Source organism: Roseburia sp. OM04-10BH (assembly GCF_003462605.1).
Taxonomy (GTDB): Bacteria; Bacillota; Clostridia; order Lachnospirales; family Lachnospiraceae; genus Roseburia_C; species Roseburia_C amylophila.
Genome location: NZ_QTZI01000003.1, coordinates 15463 through 35545 on the forward strand (window position 1 = coordinate 15463; position 20083 = coordinate 35545).

General features: G+C 40.1%; 19 protein-coding genes. 14 read left to right on the top strand and 5 right to left on the bottom strand.

The features are described 5' to 3' along the window. Nucleotides 1-61 precede the first annotated feature (61 nt). From DXB43_RS03965 to DXB43_RS03990, 6 genes are all read left to right on the top strand, one after another. Complete coding sequence (locus DXB43_RS03965; RefSeq protein ID WP_117946866.1) at nt 62-673, top strand: hypothetical protein; 612 nt, start codon at nt 62-64, stop codon at nt 671-673. A gap of 18 nt (nt 674-691) precedes the next feature. Beyond that, nucleotides 692-2089: a glycine--tRNA ligase gene (locus DXB43_RS03970; RefSeq protein WP_117946867.1), complete on the top strand. Its 1398-nt coding sequence runs from the start codon at nt 692-694 to the stop codon at nt 2087-2089. A gap of 205 nt (nt 2090-2294) precedes the next feature. Continuing rightward, nucleotides 2295-4931, top strand: a complete 2637-nt coding sequence (gene ppdK, locus DXB43_RS03975; RefSeq protein ID WP_117840960.1) for a pyruvate, phosphate dikinase — start codon at nt 2295-2297, stop codon at nt 4929-4931. Nucleotides 4932-5791: 860 nt separating this feature from the next. Further along, nucleotides 5792-6607 carry a hypothetical protein gene (locus DXB43_RS03980; RefSeq protein WP_117840962.1) on the top strand — a complete coding sequence of 272 codons (816 nt, stop codon included), beginning with the start codon at nt 5792-5794 and terminating at the stop codon, nt 6605-6607. A 113-nt stretch (nt 6608-6720) separates the two neighbouring features. Further along, the gene (locus tag DXB43_RS03985; RefSeq protein ID WP_117697075.1) at nt 6721-7086 is read left to right on the top strand and encodes a GntR family transcriptional regulator; all 366 of its coding nucleotides are present in this window, start codon (nt 6721-6723) and stop codon (nt 7084-7086) included. A 5-nt stretch (nt 7087-7091) separates the two neighbouring features. Then, on the top strand, nt 7092-8450 hold the full coding sequence (locus tag DXB43_RS03990; RefSeq protein WP_158567190.1) for a DUF5808 domain-containing protein: 1359 nt from the start codon (nt 7092-7094) through the stop codon (nt 8448-8450). Nucleotides 8451-8566: 116 nt separating this feature from the next. On the opposite strand, the gene DXB43_RS03995 is transcribed toward DXB43_RS03990, so the two are convergent. The 3 genes from DXB43_RS03995 to DXB43_RS04005 are packed head-to-tail and all read right to left on the bottom strand — an operon-like array spanning nt 8567 to nt 10989. Beyond that, a complete protein-coding gene (locus tag DXB43_RS03995) occupies nt 8567-8800 on the bottom strand; it encodes a hypothetical protein (protein ID WP_117697081.1) in 234 nt (77 codons plus the stop codon). A 15-nt stretch (nt 8801-8815) separates the two neighbouring features. Then, nucleotides 8816-10006, bottom strand: coding sequence for a sodium/glutamate symporter (gltS, locus tag DXB43_RS04000; RefSeq protein WP_117946869.1), 1191 nt, complete (start codon nt 10004-10006; stop codon nt 8816-8818). Nucleotides 10007-10017: 11 nt separating this feature from the next. Further along, the gene (locus tag DXB43_RS04005; protein WP_117946870.1) at nt 10018-10989 is read right to left on the bottom strand and encodes a TAXI family TRAP transporter solute-binding subunit; all 972 of its coding nucleotides are present in this window, start codon (nt 10987-10989) and stop codon (nt 10018-10020) included. A 168-nt stretch (nt 10990-11157) separates the two neighbouring features. On the opposite strand from DXB43_RS04005, the gene DXB43_RS04010 reads away from it, so the two are divergent. The 3 genes from DXB43_RS04010 (at nt 11158) to DXB43_RS04020 (ending at nt 13188) form a co-directional block, all read left to right on the top strand. Continuing rightward, a complete protein-coding gene (locus tag DXB43_RS04010) occupies nt 11158-11415 on the top strand; it encodes a heavy-metal-associated domain-containing protein (protein WP_117946871.1) in 258 nt (85 codons plus the stop codon). A gap of 88 nt (nt 11416-11503) precedes the next feature. Next, a complete protein-coding gene (locus tag DXB43_RS04015) occupies nt 11504-12334 on the top strand; it encodes an undecaprenyl-diphosphate phosphatase (RefSeq protein WP_117946872.1) in 831 nt (276 codons plus the stop codon). Nucleotides 12335-12435: 101 nt separating this feature from the next. Continuing rightward, the gene (locus tag DXB43_RS04020) at nt 12436-13188 is read left to right on the top strand and encodes a DUF6033 family protein (RefSeq protein ID WP_117946873.1); all 753 of its coding nucleotides are present in this window, start codon (nt 12436-12438) and stop codon (nt 13186-13188) included. An 85-nt stretch (nt 13189-13273) separates the two neighbouring features. On the opposite strand, the gene DXB43_RS04025 is transcribed toward DXB43_RS04020, so the two are convergent. Further along, on the bottom strand, nt 13274-14215 hold the full coding sequence (locus DXB43_RS04025; RefSeq protein ID WP_117946874.1) for an AraC family transcriptional regulator: 942 nt from the start codon (nt 14213-14215) through the stop codon (nt 13274-13276). Nucleotides 14216-14509: 294 nt separating this feature from the next. Here DXB43_RS04025 and DXB43_RS04030 point away from each other — a divergent pair, with 294 nt between their 5' ends. Further along, entirely contained in the window at nt 14510-14818 is a 309-nt protein-coding gene (locus DXB43_RS04030; RefSeq protein ID WP_147343660.1) for a hypothetical protein, read from the top strand. A 78-nt stretch (nt 14819-14896) separates the two neighbouring features. Then, a complete protein-coding gene (locus tag DXB43_RS04035) occupies nt 14897-16594 on the top strand; it encodes an alpha-glucosidase (protein WP_117697099.1) in 1698 nt (565 codons plus the stop codon). A 29-nt stretch (nt 16595-16623) separates the two neighbouring features. Here the strand turns inward: DXB43_RS04035 and DXB43_RS04040 are convergent, their stop codons facing one another. Continuing rightward, a complete protein-coding gene (locus tag DXB43_RS04040) occupies nt 16624-17403 on the bottom strand; it encodes an ATP-binding protein (protein ID WP_117946876.1) in 780 nt (259 codons plus the stop codon). Between the two features lie 86 nt (nt 17404-17489). On the opposite strand from DXB43_RS04040, the gene DXB43_RS04045 reads away from it, so the two are divergent. From DXB43_RS04045 to DXB43_RS04055, 3 genes are all read left to right on the top strand, one after another. Continuing rightward, on the top strand, nt 17490-18164 hold the full coding sequence (locus tag DXB43_RS04045; RefSeq protein WP_117946877.1) for a Crp/Fnr family transcriptional regulator: 675 nt from the start codon (nt 17490-17492) through the stop codon (nt 18162-18164). Nucleotides 18165-18279: 115 nt separating this feature from the next. Continuing rightward, the gene (pta, locus tag DXB43_RS04050) at nt 18280-19263 is read left to right on the top strand and encodes a phosphate acetyltransferase (RefSeq protein ID WP_117697104.1); all 984 of its coding nucleotides are present in this window, start codon (nt 18280-18282) and stop codon (nt 19261-19263) included. 25 nt (nt 19264-19288) lie between these two features. Then, nucleotides 19289-19789, top strand: coding sequence for a GreA/GreB family elongation factor (locus DXB43_RS04055; RefSeq protein WP_022242620.1), 501 nt, complete (start codon nt 19289-19291; stop codon nt 19787-19789). Nucleotides 19790-20083: the final 294 nt, after the last annotated feature.

Here is a 20083-nt window from a genome sequence, read left to right on the forward strand (position 1 = left end):
ATACCAAACCGAAAATAGTATAATTGTTGAGATTATGAGATATAGGGATTTGGAGGTTCGTATGAAGAAGAAGATAAGTGCACTCCTTGTAATGCTGTTAGTCTGTGGAATATTTGGCGGCTGCGGTGCTACAAAAGATGCAGATACCACAACGCTCTTTCCGGAGAAAAAGGGTGGAATCACAGAAGTTGCAGTAGGCGACTTTGACAAAGACAATTATGATGAGAATGAGTTAGAACAGTATGTAAAGGATTCCATCAAAGAATATGAAGACAATGATGGCGCCGGGACAGTAAAATTAAAAAATCTTTCCGTAAAAGACGGAGTCGCAAAGCTTGGTATGCATTACAGTGACAGCACAGCATATTCTGCATTTGTGGGAGATACCGTATTTACCGGAACGGTGGTACAGGCAATTGCTGCCGGATATGATTTTAATACAGATTTCGTAGCGGTAACAGATGGAGCTGCCGGAGATGCAGCGGACAGCAAAGATGTCATGAAAAATGATGACTATCATGTTATCGTATTAAGCAAGGGTGTAGATGTTACGGTTGATGGAACACTGCAGTATGTTTCATCCGGGGTAACCGTCAAGGATAAGAACACCGCAACTGTGGATGACATTCCTGCTGGTGAGACAGCAGAAGCAAGATATATTATTTATAAATAGAATGCGAGGAAGAATTTTATGGAAAAATCAATGGAAAAAATTGTAGCTTTAGCAAAGGCAAGAGGTTTTGTATATCCGGGTTCCGAGATTTACGGTGGACTGGCAAATACATGGGATTACGGTAACCTTGGTGTAGAATTAAAGAATAATGTGAAACGTGCCTGGTGGCAGAAATTCGTACAGGAAAATCCATACAACGTTGGTGTAGACTGTGCCATTCTTATGAACCCGCAGACATGGGTAGCTTCAGGACATTTAGGCGGATTTTCAGACCCTCTTATGGATTGTAAAGAGTGTCATGAACGTTTCCGTGCAGATAAGATTATTGAAGATTATGCAGAAGAGCATGGCATTACATTAGAGACTTCTGTAGATGGCTGGACTCAGGAAGAAATGATGAACTTCATCAAAGATAACAGTGTTCCATGTCCATCCTGTGGAAAACATAACTTTACAGATATCCGTCAGTTCAACCTGATGTTCAAGACCTTCCAGGGTGTAACTGAGGATGCAAAGAATACGGTATATTTAAGACCGGAAACAGCACAGGGTATTTTCGTTAACTTCAAAAACGTGCAGAGAACATCCCGTAAGAAAGTACCTTTCGGCATTGCACAGATTGGAAAATCTTTCCGTAACGAGATTACTCCTGGTAACTTTACTTTCCGTACCAGAGAGTTTGAACAGATGGAGCTGGAGTTCTTCTGTGAGCCGGGTACCGACCTTGAGTGGTTCCAGTACTGGAGAACTTTCTGCCATAACTGGCTGTTAAGCCTTGGCATGAAAGATGAAGAATTACGTCTTCGTGATCATGATCCGGCAGAGCTTGCATTTTACAGTAAAGCAACTACCGACTTTGAATTCTTATTCCCATTCGGATGGGGCGAACTGTGGGGAATTGCAGACCGTACCGACTATGACCTGACACAGCATCAGAATACATCCGGCCAGGATATGTCTTACTTTGATGATACCAAGAATGAAAAATACATTCCATACGTTATTGAACCGTCTCTTGGAGCAGACCGTGTGGTACTTGCATTCCTTTGTGCAGCATATGACGAAGAGAACATCGGAACAGAAGAGAAACCGGATATGAGAACCGTTCTTCATTTCCATCCGGCACTTGCACCGGTTAAGATTGGTGTGCTTCCGCTTTCCAAGAAATTAAATGAAGGTGCAGAGAAAGTATTTACACAGCTTTCCAAGAAATACAACTGCGAATTTGATGACAGAGGAAATATCGGTAAGCGCTATCGTCGTCAGGATGAAATCGGAACTCCATTCTGTGTAACTTACGATTTTGAATCTGAAACAGACGGAGCAGTTACGGTACGTGACCGTGATACCATGGAGCAGGAGCGTATCAAAATCGAAGATTTGGATACATATTTTGCAGAAAAATTCACTTTCTAAATCAAACACCTGATTTTTAACAGAACAGAGTGGTCTGATTTCGAAAAAATGGTTGCGAAACTATAAAATTATGATAAAATAAATATGTGCGCTTGTGGACAAGTGGCACGCGTAATGGGTGACATTGTGGATATCAATTGTTGTTGATAACAGACGATGTTCGCATATCAATAAACCAAAGTAAATTTATTAGGAGGAATTCAAAATGGCAAACAAATGGGTTTACATGTTCAGTGAAGGAAACATGTCCATGCGTAATCTCCTTGGTGGAAAAGGTGCTAACCTTGCCGAGATGACTGATATCGGTCTTCCAGTACCACAGGGATTCACAATCACAACAGAGGCTTGTACTCAGTATTATGAGGATGGCCGCAAGATTAACGACGAAATCATGGCACAGGCTATGGAAGGCGTTAAGAAAATGGAAGAGATTAACGGAAAGAAATTCGGAGACCTCAAGAATCCATTACTTGTTTCTGTTCGTTCTGGTGCTAGAGCATCTATGCCAGGTATGATGGACACCATCTTAAACCTTGGACTGAATGACGAAGTAGTTGCAGCAATGATCGCTGGAAACCCAGATCCTAAATTCGAGCGTTTCGTATATGACTCTTACAGACGTTTTATCCAGATGTTCTCTGACGTTGTTATGGAAGTTGGTAAGAAATATTTCGAGCAGCTCATCGATAAGATGAAAGCAGACAGAGGAGTTAAGTTCGACGTTGAACTTACAGCCGCTGACTTAAAAGAATTAGCAGAGCAGTTCAAAGCTGAGTACAAGAACCAGTTAGGAACCGATTTCCCATCTGATCCTGTAGAGCAGTTAAAATTAGCTATTGAAGCTGTATTCCGTTCATGGGATAACCCACGTGCAAACGTATATCGTCGTGATAACGATATCCCATATTCCTGGGGAACAGCTGTTAACGTAATGCCTATGGTATTCGGTAACTTAAATGATGAGTCTGGTACAGGTGTTGCATTTACCCGTGATCCTGCTACAGGCGAGAAGAAATTAATGGGTGAGTTCTTAATCAATGCTCAGGGTGAGGACGTAGTTGCTGGTGTTCGTACACCTATGCCAATCGCTCAGATGGAGCAGGAATTCCCAGAAGCATATGCTGAGTTCATCAAGGTTTGTGAGACTCTTGAGAATCACTACCATGACATGCAGGATATGGAGTTTACAGTAGAGAACAAGAAGTTATACATGCTTCAGTGCCGTAATGGTAAGAGAACTGCTCCAGCAGCTCTTAAGATTGCATGTGACCTTGTTGATGAAGGACATAAGACAGAAGAAGAAGCAGTAGCTATGATCGATCCTCGTAACTTAGATACACTTCTTCATCCACAGTTTGATGCAGCAGCATTAAAAGCAGCTACACCAATCGGAAAAGGTTTAGGAGCTTCTCCTGGAGCAGCTTGTGGTAAGATCGTCTTCACAGCAGAAGATGCAGAAGCTTGGAACGCTCGTGGAGAGAAAGTTGTACTTGTTCGTCTTGAGACATCTCCAGAAGACATCACAGGTATGAAAGCTTCCCAGGGTATCTTAACTGTTCGTGGTGGTATGACATCTCACGCAGCCGTAGTTGCCCGTGGTATGGGTACATGCTGTGTATCTGGATGTGGCGATATCGCTATGGACGAAGAGAATAAGAAATTCACTCTTGCTGGAAAAGAATTCCATGAGGGAGATTTCATCTCTATCGATGGTACAACAGGTAACATCTACGATGGCGAAATCAAGACAGTTGACGCTACCATCGCTGGTGAGTTCGGCCGTGTTATGGCTTGGGCTGACAAATATAGAAAACTTAAAGTTCGTACAAATGCAGATACTCCTGCAGATGCTAAGAAAGCTCGTGAGCTTGGAGCAGAAGGTATCGGACTTTGCCGTACAGAGCATATGTTCTTCGAAGAAGACAGAATTGCAGCATTCCGTGAGATGATTTGTTCTGACACTGTAGAAGAAAGAGAAGCAGCTCTTGAGAAGATTCTTCCATATCAGCAGGGAGACTTCAAAGCTCTTTATGAAGCACTGGAAGGATGCCCGGTTACTATTCGTTTCCTGGATCCACCTCTTCATGAGTTCGTTCCTACAGAGGAAGCTGACATTAAGAAATTAGCAGATGCTCAGGGCAAAACTGTTGAGCAGATTAAGACAATCATCGATGGACTTCATGAGTTCAACCCAATGATGGGTCACAGAGGATGCCGTCTTGCTGTAACATATCCTGAAATTGCTAAGATGCAGACAAAAGCTGTTATCCGTGCAGCAATCGAAGTTCAGAAAGAGCATGCAGATTGGAATGTGAAACCTGAAATCATGATTCCATTAGTATGTGAAGTTGAAGAACTTAAATACGTTAAGAAAGTAGTTGTTGAGACAGCAGACGCTGAGATCGCAGCTGCAGGCGTTAAATTAGAGTACGAAGTTGGTACTATGATCGAGATTCCTAGAGCTGCTCTTACAGCTGATGAAATCGCTAAAGAAGCTGACTTCTTCTGCTTCGGTACTAACGACTTAACTCAGATGACATTTGGATTCTCCCGTGACGATGCTGGTAAGTTCTTAGATGCTTACTATGACAAGAAGATCTTCGAGAACGATCCATTTGCTAAGTTAGACCAGACTGGTGTTGGTAAACTTATGGATATGGCACTGAAACTTGGTAAGCCAGTTAATCCGAACCTTCATGTTGGTATCTGTGGAGAGCACGGTGGAGATCCTTCATCTGTTGAATTCTGCCACAAGATTGGTCTTGACTATGTATCATGTTCACCATTCCGTGTACCAATCGCTAGATTAGCAGCAGCTCAGGCAGCAATCGCTAACAAATAATTATTGGACAGGAACAATATAATATACAGCATATCTCATATATCGTGGGAATGCTGTATATGCAGGATAAGCCTCACCGTATGGTGAGGCTTATCTATCTTGTGAAATGGTACTTATATTGTATAGTATTTTTGTATTGCATAGCATTTTTATATTGCATAGTGCTTTTTAGCTTGTGCAGCATGATTGTTATATGACCTTATATTTCGCTTGCTGCCAGGTTCTTATTCTTCTGGCAGGATGATAACAGAATATTCTTATTACGAATCCATTCGCTTATTTGTTGAAAAATCTTAAGTTTCTTTATCAAATTCCATTTAATTACAAAATTCAGTTAAGGCATAATATTCAAGTAATTATATTTTGAAAGTAATCATATCATTTAGTTTAATTATATTATTTAGTTTAATCATATTATATGGTCAAATCATATTGTTTGGTTTAATCATATTATATAGTCAAATCATATTGTTTAGTCTAATCATACTAATTCAGTTCTTTTAAAGTTTCTAGTATGAAAAAATCTCCATTTATATCAAAAAAATCCCTGAAAAATGAAAAAAATCATACTAAACAGTAGAATCTATTTTTTTAGTATGAAGAAAGCTGAAAAAGTGTTGAAAAAATCATACTAGATATATGCTGCAAGAAAAAGAAGTATGATTATGGCATAAGGCAGACTATCATGCGAAGTATGTGACAATAGGAATCATTGTTTAAATATGAAAATATAAGAGCTATAAAAACTATAAGAGCTGTAAAGAATACAAGAATTGTAAAAGCTATAAGAACTGTAAAGAATACAAGAACTGTAAAGAATATAAGAACTTTAAATCTTATAAAAGAAAGGAATAATGCTTATGAAAAATTGGATACAAAATGAAATAAATGAATTGCAGAAGATACTCAATGATATAAAGCATTTTGAAGAGAAAGCACCAAGTGGTACGCTGAGAATTCATAATAAAAATGGAAAAACGTATTATTACAGGCAGATGAAAGATGAAGAAGGGAAGATGATACAACAATATCTTCCACTAAGAGAAATGAATTTTATTCGTATTCTGGCACAGAAGAGCTATTGCAAAAAGCTTAAGACCAAAGCAGAGAGAAATTTAAAAATACTTCAGCAGGTGGAGGCTGATTATGATATAGGATGGATGAGAGAGATTTATGAGGAGCAGGAATACCAGAGGAAGAAGTTGATCACACCATATCTAAAACCGGAAGAAGTTGTTTTGAAGGAATGGGAAGAGGAAAAATATGAGCAGAATATAGAATATCCGGAGAATTTACGATATGAGACGGAGCATGGGGAACTGGTGCGTTCCAAGTCAGAAGTGCTTATAGCTAATATGCTGCATCAGAAAAAAGACATTCTGCTATATAAGTATGAACGCCCATTAAAGTTAAAAAAGAAAGGAAAAGAGATAGAAATATATCCGGATTTTACAATTTTAAATAAGGAAACCGGGCGGATTCTTTATTGGGAACATGCTGGAATGATGGATAATATATCTTATGTAGGAAATTTTATCCGAAAGCAGAATTTATATATAGAAAATTATCTTATGCCGGGGCGGGATGTTATTTTTACTTATGAATCTTCGGAAAGTCCATTTGATATTTCAGGTGTAAAGAAGATGATACATATGATGATTGATGAAACAGAATAATATGCTGTCAGATTGGATATATGATGTGAATATATTCCTTGCATCTTTGTCTCATTTGTATTATAATTAATAACACAAATGAGACAAAGAAAATTTAGAAAGGAAGTTTTCAGATGGTCATATCGATTGATGAGACAGCGGAAGTGCCGATTTACCAGCAGATTCGTAATCAGATTGTACTGGGAATTTCGGATGGCAGGTTAAAGCCAGGTGAGCAGCTTCCAACGGTCCGGGCTTTGGCAGGAGAGATAGGAATCAATTCTATGACAGTAAATAAGGCATATGCATTATTAAAGCAGGAAGGATATATTTATACCGACCGGCGGAATGGCGCTCATGTGCGGAATGAATTTACTGAGACAAAGGAACTGCAGGAGAAATCCAAAATAATATTACAACAGGTGATTTCCGAGGCAAAGATATGTGGCATAACGCAGGAAGAATTTTTAGCATTATGCAGGAATATGTATAAGGGGTGATGAAGATGTTTCTTAATATTATATTTTTTGCAACATTGTATCCGGTATTATTTATTGTATATGTGGTAATGGCGCTGCAAAGCGGACAGAAGAATGGAAGTATTTTTGGTGTAAATATGAAACCGGAATGGTTCGAAGAGGATGAAGTAAAGGCAATTCAGAAGCGGTTTAAAAGAGAAATGAGATGGTATGGGCTGCTGCTTGCGGTAATTCCTTTTAGCAGTCTTTTGACACCGTATTTTTCCATCCAGATGACGATCTGGCTGGTATGGATGTTTGGAGCAATTATATTACTGATGCTGCCATTGGTCTTTGCCAATAGCCGGCTGAAAGAATGGAAGCGGCAAAAGGGATACTATGAGACACAGTCAACAGAGCGATATGTGGAACTAAAGAATGCGGGAGCCATTCGGTGCATACATTTTTTCCAATTCTTTCTTCCGCTTGCCATAGGCATTATAGGCGCAGCTTTAGCACTGCCGGTTTATAAAATGGTTGGAATATCCTGTCTGATTGGAGCTGCCTGTGGATTCATTTATTTTCTGGTCGCAGTTATTATGGACAGACAGCCAATACAGGTCATCAGTTCAGATAGTGACATTAATATCAATTATAGCAGGGCAAAGAAAAATATCTGGAAAAATTTCTGGCTTTGCTGTATCTGGATGAATACCATATTGATATTATTTCTTCTGGCAATTTCATTCGTAGATAAGAAGGTAGAAAGCATAATGCTTATTGCCATGATAGTGTATGCAGTTTTCCTGCTGGTGATATGCATTCCGGTATTTATCAGACTGGGAAAAGTGGAAAAGGCTTATGCAGGCAAACATGATTTAAGCAACGGAACAGAAGATGATAGAAACTGGATAGGCGGTGTTCTTTATTATAATCCTAATGATCCGCATACGATGGTAGATAAAAAAGTCGGCATTGGAACAACTGTAAATATGGCGTCAAAAGCTGGAAAAGCAACAATGCTATTTACAGCACTGGTATTTCTTACTATTCCAATTTTATGTGCCTGGGTGATTGCAGAAGAGTTTACACCGATTCATCTGGAAATAGAAAATGGCAATCTTTGTGCAGAGCATATCCGCACCGATTATGAGCTTCCGCTGGATACCATAGAAGAGGTGGAAATGGTGACAGAACTTCCGCGCAGGTCTAAGATAAATGGAACAGGAATGGATAATCTTGAGAAAGGAACATTTAAGATTTATGAGCAGGGAGAATGTCAGGAGTTTTTAAATCCGCAGAATAAGAAATTTCTGCATTTTTCGGCAAATGGAAAACAATATTATATGAGCGGAGTGGATGATGCACAGACAGAAGAAATTTATAAGGAAATTCTGAGCAGATAGAAAGAGATTGAAAATAGAAAATTGAAAAAATAGGAAAGATTGAAAACGGCCGGCAGGAAAAACACATAAGAAAGGAATGTGTTTTTCCTGCCGGCGGTCTGTATTCAAAAGTGAAATTAGTTTTTCTTTCGTATATGAATTTCCGGAATCGCAACATTATCAAAGCTGACACTGGAAGTCTGTTCATCGGAAGATTCAGATGGAAAGGCAGCAGTGGTATTTTCTGCTGTATCCGGAGTGGAAGATGTCTTGTGCACCTCTGGAATGGCAACATTATCATAAGTCAGATCATAATTTTTCTTTTCACGTTCTTTTCTTGCATTCTTGATTTTATTTTTAAAATGAAACATAAGGTGCTCCTTTATTTACAAAATATTAATAAAAAATGTAATTACAAGGCTGTTGATGAAATCGGCAAAGAGACTTCCCACCAGTGGAATCAGAAGGTATGCTTTGACGGATGGAACATAGCGGTCACAGAGAGCCTGCATATTTGCCATGGCATTTGGTGTGGCACCCATACCGAATCCGCAGGTACCTGCAACAAGGACTGCTGCATCGTAATCCCGTCCCATAATATTGAACTCAATAAAGTAAGTAAATACAGCAATCAGAATGACCTGTGAGCTTAATAAAATGATAAGCGGAAGTGCCAGAGAAGCCAGTTCCCATAATTTTAAAGTAATCATAGCCATACCAAGAAATAATGACAGGGAAATACCACCCAGGTCATTAATTTCTCCCATATGGATCGTGGCATTGCCATGGGAGTATTCCACAATATTACGAATCAGTGCGGCTGCTAACATGGCACCAATATAAATTGGAAAAGTCAGTCCTGTTTTTGTTAGAAAATAGGAAAAAATAGTACCAAGTCCAATGGCAAGGATAAGCTGGAAAACAGCGGAAGCATACATGTTGGTATGGCGTTCGTGTTTTTTCTCATCTTCCACTAAGAGGCTGTCATCTTCGGAAGCAACAGTAGAGAGAAGATTTTTCTTTTCTACCAGGCGTTTTCCTAAAGGACCGCCAATCAGACTTCCTGTAATCAGACCGAAGGTAGCAGCAGCCGTACAGATGGTAGTGGCACCATGGATATTGAAATCCTCCAGTACCGGTCCAAAAGCACCTGCTGTACCATGTCCGCCCACCATTGGAATGGAACCGGTACACATACCGATTAATGGATTTAATCCTAATAGTTTGGATAATCCAACGGCAAGAAAGTTCTGGGTAATAATAAGGGCAATGACCAGTCCTAAAAATACTGCCATGGATTTCCCACCACTTTTTAAGACTTTTAAGTTAGCCTGAAATCCTACGGAAGTAAAGAAGAATACCATACATACTTCCCGCAGGGTATCATCAAAGGAAAATTCTGCAACTCCGGTGCTGTAACAGATACAGGTGAAAATCGCAAAGAGCAGACCGCCGATAACGGGTGCCGGAATACAGAATTTTTCCAGAAAATGTATTCTTTTTCGTAAAAAACTTCCCAGCATGAGTACCAGCACAGCAACAGCTAAGGTCTGGTACATATCTAAATGTATATTCATAGTGTTCCTTTCTAGTTTGGTGTATTGCTTTCGGAAGAAAGCGTAATACCCTGTTTCTCATAATAGGCAACAGCACCCGGATGGAATGGAATCGGTATGCCATCAGTAGCATAAGTTTCATCTAATTGCAGGTTTAAAGAAGTTGCATACTGTAAATCCTTCGCATGGGAAAAAAGCCATTTCGTTAAGTGTTCTACTGTATCAGTAGAGAGCCTGTCGGAAGCAAGGAGAACCGCTTTGACACCAAGGGTATGGATATCTTCCGTCTGTCCGGTGTAAGTATTGGCAGGAATGGTATATTCACTATAGGATGGATAAGCAGACAGCAATTTATTCCTGCATTTCTCATCAATATCCAAAAGACGGATATCACATTCTTTGGCTAATTCTTCGATTACAGTTGTCTGGATACCGGCAGTACAGAAAAATGCATCGATTTTTCCATTGATAAGCTGGTCAGCAGCATCGGTATAATCGAGGTTTACTGTTTTCACCAGTTCAGTGGTAAGTCCGCTCATGGTCAGAATCTGGTTAGCGTTCTGTTCAGTACCGGAATCCTCCGCACCGATGCTGACGGTTTTGCCCTGTAAATCATCCAGCGTCTGAATATTGGAGTCTGCACGGATGACAATCTGACAGGCTTCCGTATATAGCCCGGCAATAGCGGAATATCCCTGACAAGGATCTCCCTCAAAAATTCCACTGCCTTCATAGGCGGAGGCAATCAGGTCAGACTGGGCTAATCCAAGTTCGATATATCCACCGGAGAGCAGCCTTAGATTGGCAGCAGAGCCTGCGGTTGTCTTAACTTCAAACTGATAGGTATCATCCTCCGAGGAGGCAAGCCCGGTAAAGGTATTGGCAAAGGTATAGTAGATTCCACCTATGTCAGCGGCACCAAAGCGGATGGTTTTCTGATAACCACTGCATCCACTCACAAAAAGCAGCGCAAGACATAGAAGAAGACGGAATGGTTTTTTCATATATAAAATCCTTTCTTTTTAAAATTTAATCCCAGTAAAGTATTTTACAATAATTTTTTCAGAAAAGGAAGAGCGAAAAATTAGTGAGAAAAAATATCGTTAATCCTATATTTTTTTAGAAAAAAAGAGATTATAATGTGATGGAATGAAATGAAGGAGGAAGGATTTATGCAGAAAATAACAGTAAAAGTAGATGGTATGCAGTGTGGAATGTGTGAGGCACATGTAAATGATGCAGTGCGGGCAGCATTTCCGGTAAAGAAAGTAACTTCATCCCACAGTAAAAAAGAGACCGTAATTATTACCGATACCGATATTCCGGAGGAAAAAATCAAAGAAGTGATTAAAAACAGTGGATATGATGCGTTAGAAGTAACAAAAGAACCCTATGAGAAGAAGGGATTATTTTCAGCACTCCGCAAATAAACAGAATATCTTAAGAAAAATAATATATATTATCGGCATAGTATGTTAAAATGAGAAATCTGAAATAATAGGAAAAGAGGACAACGAAATGTTATTGGATTTTGTAGAAATGCTGAAGGTTATTTTTCTTGGAATTGTAGAAGGAATTACAGAATGGCTTCCAATCAGCAGCACAGGACATATGCTTTTAGTGGATGAATTTATCAGGCTTGATATGACAGATTCATTCAAAGAGATGTTTTTCGTGGTGATACAGTTGGGAGCTATTCTTGCGGTAGTGCTTTTGTTCTGGAAGAAAATGTTCCCGTTTCAGTTTAAAGACAAGACACAGCCGGTCATCCGGAAAGATATTTTTTCTTTATGGTTTAAGGTTGTAGCTGCCTGCATACCGGGAGCTGTGGTAACGCTTTTGTTTGATGATTATGTGGATGCACATTTTCATACACCGCTTGTGATTGCTGCTGCATTGATTTTCTATGGTTTTGCGTTTATTCTGATTGAAAACTGGAATAAAAAGCGGAAAGTAAGGGTGGAAAGCTTAAATGATATTACTTATCAGACAGCATTTTTTATCGGACTTTTTCAGGTACTTGCAATTATTCCGGGAACCTCCCGTTCCGGTGCAACCATTATCGGAGCACTTTTAATCGGAGTATCCCGTGTGGCTGCAGCAGAGTTTACATTTTTCCTGGCTGTGCCGGTTATGTTTGGCTGGAGCCTGATCAAACTTATTAAGTTCGGCTTTGCGTTTTCTGCTCAGGAACTTTGTGTCTTAGGCTTAGGTTGCGTGGTAGCATTTGCGGTATCTGTAGTAGTCATTCGTTTTCTGATGGGCTATATCAAAAAACACGATTTTAAAGTATTTGGCTGGTACCGGATTATTCTTGGAGCCATTGTTTTAGGCTATTTTGCACTATAGGAACCGCTTAAGAAAATGAGAGATTCTTCCGATATAAAGAATGGAACAGATTGTTTTAAGCAAAAGGATTTGCTTATAGATATTTTCAAGGAGGAATTTTTATGAACACAAACGCAGTAAATCAGGTGGCAGAAAACGTTTCTGGTTATACGGAATCGGAAAAGAGCAGCAAAGTCTCCGGAAAAACCATTGGAGAGCCAAAGCTTTCGGATAAGGCGAAAGAGTATTATGAGAAGCTGAAAAAGAAATTTAGCACGATGGATTTCATTCTGGTATCCAAGGATATGAAAGAGACAGCAAAAGCCAATGCAGGACAGTATGCCAATGCCAACAAAATGGTGGTTCTAATTGATGAAGAGAAGATTGAGCGGATGGCAGAAGATGAGTCTTACCGGAAACAGTACGAGGGAATCATAGCCAATGCATCCAGTCAGCTTGCAACCATGCAGAGTCGGTTTGCTAATGGACAGAGTGGTGTGAAGGCATATGGCATTCAGGTAAATGATGGCGGCAATGCATCATTTTTTGCAGTTGTAGATAAGTCTTTATCTCTTCAGAAGAAACGTATCGAAAAGAAACAGGAAGAAAACCGTGCAGAACGTAAGAAAGCTCAGAAGGAAGCTTATGAGAAACGAATGAATAAGAAGGATGAAGATACATCTTCCGTTAAGAAATCGGACAGGACTGACAGCACGGATAAAACTGGTAAGAGTGAAGATCTGGTAATGGTTACTGCTGGTTCGTTGGAAGAACTGGAAAAGAAAATCCAGGATATGTTATATGACAGCATGAGCGATTATGTATTTACACCACAGGAAAAACAGGTTGGCTGGAATGTAGATTTTCGTGGATAATAAATAAAAGGCAGGATACAATATGGAAAAGAGTCCCTATCTATTGCACTCCGGGCAGTCCTGACTTTCTTAATCCACTGGGAAATCAAAGTGGAGAAAAAGGACTGCCTGGAGTAGAGGTACGATTCGTATGCTGACGTTCCGGAAGGGAATGGATAAACTGGCGTGGTGTCATGCCATAGCGTTTTTTAAATTCCCGGTAGAAGTAGGAAAGGCTGCTGAAACCGGCAGTTATGGCGGCATCTGTAATGGAAAGCTCCTGCTGTTCTAAGAGGTCGGCAGCCTTTTGCAGGCGCAGGCTCTTGATATAATCTAAGCATGACATTCCGACATATTTCTTAAAAAAGCGCATGAAATGGCATTCGCTGAAATAGCAGGAGGATGCCAGGCTTTCAATAGAAATATTTTCGGTATAATGTAATCCGATATATTCTAAGACACCCTTAATCTTCTGGGTATGTTCGCTTTGAAGCTGTGGCTGCTCAGAACTTTTGCTGCAGTACGGAAGTAGAAGGGTAAGAAGCTTTAACAGCAGGGATTTTAACATCAGTTCATATCCCGGCTGGGCAGCGGAATAACAGCTGCTGATTTCATAGAACAATGCGAGGGCATCCGGGTAGACCGGGTGCTCTTTTACTATATGAAAAGGGGGAATCAGCTGCTGCTTGGCAAGGGGCATCAGATATCGCATGGCACAGATATCTGCAGAGGATGCACCAAGGAAATCAAGGTGAAAGACATATGTTTCCGAATGCATATGCCCGGCAGGTAATATGGCAATGGAATGCAGAGCCAGAGGAGGAATGAAAACGAAATCTCCAGGCATAGCCTGAAAGCTTTCAAGGTCAACCTGATACGTACAGACACCGCTGGTAATCAGGGTAAATTCAGCCTCTTCATGCCAGTGTGGCGTAACAATGGGATACCGTTCCTGCAACGTAGTAAGATATTTCTTTAATGGAAAAATTCGTTCGCCATGAACGGCCTTTTCTTTTTGTTCCAGAGGGAGTTGTTTTTTATCTTTCATGGGAATCTCCTTTTAATGTTGCTTATTTAAACAGCATTTATCCTGATTTTTTATACAAACAAAATGAAAGAAATGGAATTTTGGATGCAGACGATGGAAGGTAGGTCTGATGCAAAACAGTGCATTTCTAAAATACATTTTTTCTTTCTATGATAAAAACAGTCTTTCCAATGTTTGACAAGATATCTGTACCGTTCGCCGAAGTATGGATGCATGATAAGGATTGTTAGGCGCACTTAGAATTTCATACAGCAATAGCCAACGCTGGCACAGGGACGTGCCGGCGAGGCGCATATGAACATGGATGTGAATTTGCGCCGGTTGGCAGATAAAATAATATTAATACTGAAATTCTTAGTGCGCCTTACTATCTTTATGCAGCATCCACACTCGACGGACGGTGCAGATATCCTCGTCAAAGCAAGCGGAAAGACAGTTTATAATCAAGAAAAAATGTATCTAAGAAATGCTGCTATTTTGTATCCTATAACCTACTTTCCACCGTCTGCATCTGAAATCCATAATCATATCGTTTATTTTGTTTTACATAAAAGAGCAGGATTGTGCAATAAAAACGCAAATATCACGGAAGAAACTTCCTAAAACTTTGTATATAATAACAGTATCATACAAAGAACGAAGTGTAAATACAGGAATAATGGAAATATGGAGGATGAGAACATGAAGAAAAAATGGTGGCATGACAAGGTGGCATATCAGATTTATCCAAAGAGCTTTCAGGACAGCAACGGAGATGGAATCGGTGATTTGAGAGGAATCATATCCAGACTGGATTATTTAAAGGAACTGGGTATCGATATCGTATGGCTTTCACCGATTTATAAATCCCCATTTGTAGACCAGGGATATGATATTTCAGATTATTATAATATTGCTGAAGAATTCGGAACCATGGAAGAGTTTGATGAGTTGCTTGCGGAAGCAAAGAAACGTGATATGTATATCGTAATGGATCTGGTGGTAAATCATTGCTCCGACCAGCATGAGTGGTTTCGGAAAGCACTGGCAGACCCGGATGGAGAGTATGCAGATTATTTCTATTTTGTGAAAGGAAAAGATGGCAAGGCTCCAAGTAATTACCGTTCCTATTTTGGCGGAAGTACCTGGGAGAAGGTGCCAAACAGTGATAAATACTATCTTCATATGTTCGCCAAAGAGCAGCCGGATTTAAACTGGGAGAATCCGGTAGTACGTCAGAAAATCTATGAAATGGTGAACTGGTGGTTAGACAAAGGCGTGGCAGGATTCCGTATAGATGCAATTATCAATATCAAGAAAGATATTAACTTCCCGTCCTTTGAGCCGGATGGACCGGATGGACTTGCAACCTGTATCAAGATGGTGGAAGCAGTAAATGGAGTAGGAGATTTCTTAGAGGAATTAAAGCATGAGACCTTTGAGAAGCACGATGCCTTTACAGTAGGAGAAGTCTTTAATATGAAGGAAGATGAACTCTTGGAATTTATCGGAGAGGATGGACATTTCTCTACGATGTTTGATTTCAGCGCCCATGTGCTTACTTTTGGTGAGCATGGCTGGTACGACCAGAAACCATTACGTTTTGAGGAATGGCGGAAAGTAATTTTCGATTCCCAGCAGGAATTACAGGGAAAATGCTTTAAGGCAAACATTATTGAAAATCATGATGAACCAAGAGGAGCAACTCATTATCTGCCGGAGCATGCCAGAAATGATGCAGGAAAGAAGATGCTTGGAACCGTATCCGTTCTTTTGCGTGGAATTCCATTTATCTATCAGGGACAGGAAATCGGGATGACCAACTGCAAACGAAATGATATTTCAGAATATGATGACATCAGCACCATCGACCAGTATCAGGAGGCGTTGCGTGCAGGACTCAGTGAAGAAGAAGCCTTGAAATGCTGCTATGAGAACAGCCGTGATAATGCCAGAACACCAATGCAGTGGTCCGATGGAAAAAATGGCGGATTTACAGATGGAACTCCATGGCTTGCCATGAATCCGAATTACATGGAAATCAACGTAGCAGCCCAGGAACATAAGGCAGATTCTGTATTGGCTTATTATAGGAAATTAATTGCACTGCGTAAGGCAAAAGAATACAAAGATACTTTCACTTATGGTATTTTTAAACCAAAATATGAAAATGCAGATGACATATTTGCTTTTGAACGGGTAAATGAAGAAAGCGGTCAGAAGCTTTTGATTCTTGCAAACTTTGGAACAGAAGAGCATACCATCACATTAGAGCAAAGAATTGCCAAGGTATTGTTAACCAATGAAGGCCGCCAGGAAGCAATCAATGCTGAGGCAGCCTTAAATGGAACAATTACATTAGACAGCTGTGAAACCGTTGTCTTAGAATTAGAAAAGTAAGATTTGTGGAAGCAATTTAATCTGGAAATTTATTCCATAATCTTGCCATCAACAGAGATGGTAACAACCTGCCATGGAATCATTTTCCCGCTTTGCTTTAAGGCATTCTGGACAGCCATTACAATGCCGCCGCAGCACGGAACCTCCATGCGCACAATACTGATATCTCTGATATTGTTATTGCGGATAATTTCAGTAAGCTTTTCACTGTAATCCACATCATCCAGTTTGGGACATCCAATCAGGGTGATGTGGTTTTTTATGAATTTTTCATGGAAATTGCCATAGGCAAAAGCTGTACAGTCTGCAGCAATCAGCAGTCTTGCATTGTCAAAATACGGAGCATTTGTAGGTGCTAATTTAATCTGAACCGGCCACTGGGTAAGCTGGCTTTCCGGTGCGTTTCCTGCTGTGACTGCGTTGGATGCAGTATCGGATGCGGTATTAGAGCCTGCAGAAGTATTTTCCGTGTTTTTACGCTGCATGGAGCGCATCCGGCTGCCCGGACATCCGCTGAAAGCCGGAGCTGCGTGATTGGCTGAAACTGCAGGTTTTACCGAAGCTGCTTCACGGTTCTTTAAGTGCTCTTTTACAGCGGCTTCGTCATAAGCTGCGGCTTCCCTCTGTACAAAGGTAATAGCACCGGTAGGACATGCCGGAAGACAGTCACCTAACCCATCGCAGTAATCCTCTCTTAAAAGCTGGGCTTTTCCATCGACCATGCCGATGGCACCTTCGTGGCAGGCGGATGCACATAAACCGCATCCATTACATTTTTCTTTATCAATATGAATTATTTTACGAATCATTTTAGATTCCTCCTCGTTGATTTTGTATGGTCAGTATACTATAATAGCAATAAATAATCGGTTGGAAAAACAACGGAGGTTATAAAATGAAAAAATTTCCTGTAGAAATGAAAAATTCACCTTTTTTTGAAGGAATTGAGGAAACAGAAGAGGAGAAAGTCTTAAAGGGATTAGATGCCCATGAGATGACTTATGATAAAGAAAATTATATTCTGCACTGCGGAGAGCAGGTAAAAGAAATGGGGCTGCTGGTTTCTGGCGGACTTTTGATTGTGCAGGAGGATTTCTGGGGAAACCGGAATCTGGTTGCAAAGATAGGTCCAGGGGATGTTTTTGCAGAGACCTTTGCCTGTATGCAGAGGCGGAATATTAATGTAAATGTGATTGCAGAAGAGGCGGCAGATGTGCTGTGGCTGAACGTTCAGAATATATTGAATGCAGATGGAGAAACGGAAGGCTGGAAGCTGGTTCTGCTTCGGAATTTATTAGAGAATATGGCAGAAAAGAATCTTCGCTTTAATGAAAAATTAACCCATATGGGAAAACGCAATACCAGGGAAAAGTTATTGTCCTATCTGTCAGCAGAGGCACAGAAGCATGGAACATCAGAGTTTGATATTCCATTTTCCAGACAGCAGTTAGCAGATTATCTTTCTGTGGAACGGAGTGCGATGTCAACGGAGCTTGGAAAATTAAGAGATGAGGGACGGCTTTCTTTCCGGAAGAATCATTTTTGCCTGAACAGAGATGCATATTTGTAATAGAAGAAAATGCACTCTTGAGAAATTGTACTGAATTCAAAACTTGATTTTTATTTAAAAGAGGGTACAATAATATGCAGTTAAAATAATACATAGAAAAAGAGGAGAGAAAGATATGTTTGGTTTTGGTCAACTGATTGATATTTTAAAGAAAAGCCCAAAGAAAATTGTGTTTACAGAGGGAAATGACCCAAGAATTTTAGAGGCAGCATCCCGCCTGCTGGCAAGTAATTTCTTAAGCCCGATTCTGGTTGGAAATGAGGCTGAGATTCAGAAAGCAGCAGAGGAGAGCGGATTTAATATTCGTGGAGCCAAAATTATCGATCCATTACATTTTGAAAAATTTGATGAAATGGTTACCATGTTCTGTGATTTAAGAAAGAGCAAAGGCGTAACACCGGAGCAGGCAAAAGGAATTCTTTCACAGGCTAATTATTTCGGAACCATGTTAGTAAAAATGGGATATGCTGATGCACTGTTAGGTGGAGCAACCTATTCTACAGCAGATACTGTTCGTCCAGCATTACAGTTAATTAAGACAAAACCGGGTAACAGCATTGTATCATCCTGCTTTATTCTGGTACGTCCTTCTGCAACCGGCGAGAATGAAGTACTGGCAATGGCTGACTGTGCAATCAACATTCATCCGACAGAAGATGAACTGGTTGAAATTGCCGGAGAAGCAGCAGAGTGTGCAAAGATATTCGGTGTAGATCCAAAGGTGGCATTCTTAAGCTATTCTACATTAGGCTCCGGAAAGGGCGAGGATGTAGATAAGATGCGTAATGCTGCAAACAAGACAAGAGAAAAATATCCGGAGCTTCCAATCGAGGGAGAGCTTCAGTTTGATGCAGCGGTATCTCCAAGAGTTGCACGTACCAAATGTCCGGAATCCAAAGTGGCAGGACATGCAAATACCTTTATTTTCCCGGATATCAATGCCGGAAATATCGGATATAAGATTGCACAGCGTCTTGGTAACTTCGATGCATATGGTCCGATTCTTCTTGGATTGAATGCACCAATCAATGACTTATCCCGCGGATGTAATGCGTCAGAAGTATATTCCATGGCAATTATTACAGCTGCATTAGCTTAAACTGTTAGAATGAAAAGGTGACGGTATGCATAACGAATTAACACAAAGTGATATCAAGAAGATGGAAGAAGAAATTGAATATCGGAAATTAGTGGTACGAAAGAATGCAATCCGTGCTGTACAGGAAGCAAGAGAACAGGGTGACTTAAGTGAAAACTTCGAGTATTATGCCGCCAAGAAAGATAAGAATAAAAACGAAAGCAGAATTCGTTATTTAGAGCGCATGATTCGTACTGCAGTCGTTGTATCAGATGATTCTAAGGAAGACGAGGCAGGTATCAATAATACGGTGACGGTTTATATTGAAGAAGATGATATGGAAGAATCCTTCAAATTGGTGACCACCATGCGTGGAAATTCGCTGAAAGGATTAATCAGTATTGAATCTCCTATGGGGAAAGCAGTGCTTGGTCATAAGGTAGGAGACCGTGTCAGTGTGAAGGTAAATGACGATTACAGTTATGATGTTATAATCCGTAAAATTGAAAATACCGGAGAAGAGAACGAGAAAATCCGAAGCTTCTAAAAGATAATAAGAATAAGAATAAGAACTGGAAAACGGTTTAAAAAGGCGAGAAGAGGTCTGTAAAAGGTGATGCTTTTGCAGGCTTCTTTTTTTACGTTACAGGAAATTGCTTTCCTGTAACGTAAAAAACGCTCTGCGAGGATGTACCAAGGTGTATCCTGTTTTGTATATTTTGCACAAATTGTGAAATGGATTTTTGTGAATGAAAATGACGGAATATGATTGACTATGACGGTTTTTGAACGTATAATAAAACCATAGAAAGCAGAAAATAGAAAAAAGGAATGGGAGGGA

Excerpts from the sequence above, each read along its gene's own strand:
- DXB43_RS03965 (WP_117946866.1), top strand. The coding sequence starts at position 62 with ATGAAGAAGAAGATAAGTGCACTCCTTGTAATGCTGTTAGTCTGTGGA.
- DXB43_RS03970 (WP_117946867.1), top strand. The coding sequence starts at position 692 with ATGGAAAAATCAATGGAAAAAATTGTAGCTTTAGCAAAGGCAAGAGGT.
- ppdK (WP_117840960.1), top strand. The coding sequence starts at position 2,295 with ATGGCAAACAAATGGGTTTACATGTTCAGTGAAGGAAACATGTCCATG.
- DXB43_RS03980 (WP_117840962.1), top strand. The coding sequence starts at position 5,792 with ATGAAAAATTGGATACAAAATGAAATAAATGAATTGCAGAAGATACTC.
- DXB43_RS03985 (WP_117697075.1), top strand. The coding sequence starts at position 6,721 with ATGGTCATATCGATTGATGAGACAGCGGAAGTGCCGATTTACCAGCAG.
- DXB43_RS03990 (WP_158567190.1), top strand. The coding sequence starts at position 7,092 with ATGTTTCTTAATATTATATTTTTTGCAACATTGTATCCGGTATTATTT.
- DXB43_RS03995 (WP_117697081.1), bottom strand. The coding sequence starts at position 8,800 with ATGTTTCATTTTAAAAATAAAATCAAGAATGCAAGAAAAGAACGTGAA.
- gltS (WP_117946869.1), bottom strand. The coding sequence starts at position 10,006 with ATGAATATACATTTAGATATGTACCAGACCTTAGCTGTTGCTGTGCTG.
- DXB43_RS04005 (WP_117946870.1), bottom strand. The coding sequence starts at position 10,989 with ATGAAAAAACCATTCCGTCTTCTTCTATGTCTTGCGCTGCTTTTTGTG.
- DXB43_RS04010 (WP_117946871.1), top strand. The coding sequence starts at position 11,158 with ATGCAGAAAATAACAGTAAAAGTAGATGGTATGCAGTGTGGAATGTGT.
- DXB43_RS04015 (WP_117946872.1), top strand. The coding sequence starts at position 11,504 with ATGTTATTGGATTTTGTAGAAATGCTGAAGGTTATTTTTCTTGGAATT.
- DXB43_RS04020 (WP_117946873.1), top strand. The coding sequence starts at position 12,436 with ATGAACACAAACGCAGTAAATCAGGTGGCAGAAAACGTTTCTGGTTAT.
- DXB43_RS04025 (WP_117946874.1), bottom strand. The coding sequence starts at position 14,215 with ATGAAAGATAAAAAACAACTCCCTCTGGAACAAAAAGAAAAGGCCGTT.
- DXB43_RS04030 (WP_147343660.1), top strand. The coding sequence starts at position 14,510 with ATGAACATGGATGTGAATTTGCGCCGGTTGGCAGATAAAATAATATTA.
- DXB43_RS04035 (WP_117697099.1), top strand. The coding sequence starts at position 14,897 with ATGAAGAAAAAATGGTGGCATGACAAGGTGGCATATCAGATTTATCCA.
- DXB43_RS04040 (WP_117946876.1), bottom strand. The coding sequence starts at position 17,403 with ATGATTCGTAAAATAATTCATATTGATAAAGAAAAATGTAATGGATGC.
- DXB43_RS04045 (WP_117946877.1), top strand. The coding sequence starts at position 17,490 with ATGAAAAAATTTCCTGTAGAAATGAAAAATTCACCTTTTTTTGAAGGA.
- pta (WP_117697104.1), top strand. The coding sequence starts at position 18,280 with ATGTTTGGTTTTGGTCAACTGATTGATATTTTAAAGAAAAGCCCAAAG.
- DXB43_RS04055 (WP_022242620.1), top strand. The coding sequence starts at position 19,289 with ATGCATAACGAATTAACACAAAGTGATATCAAGAAGATGGAAGAAGAA.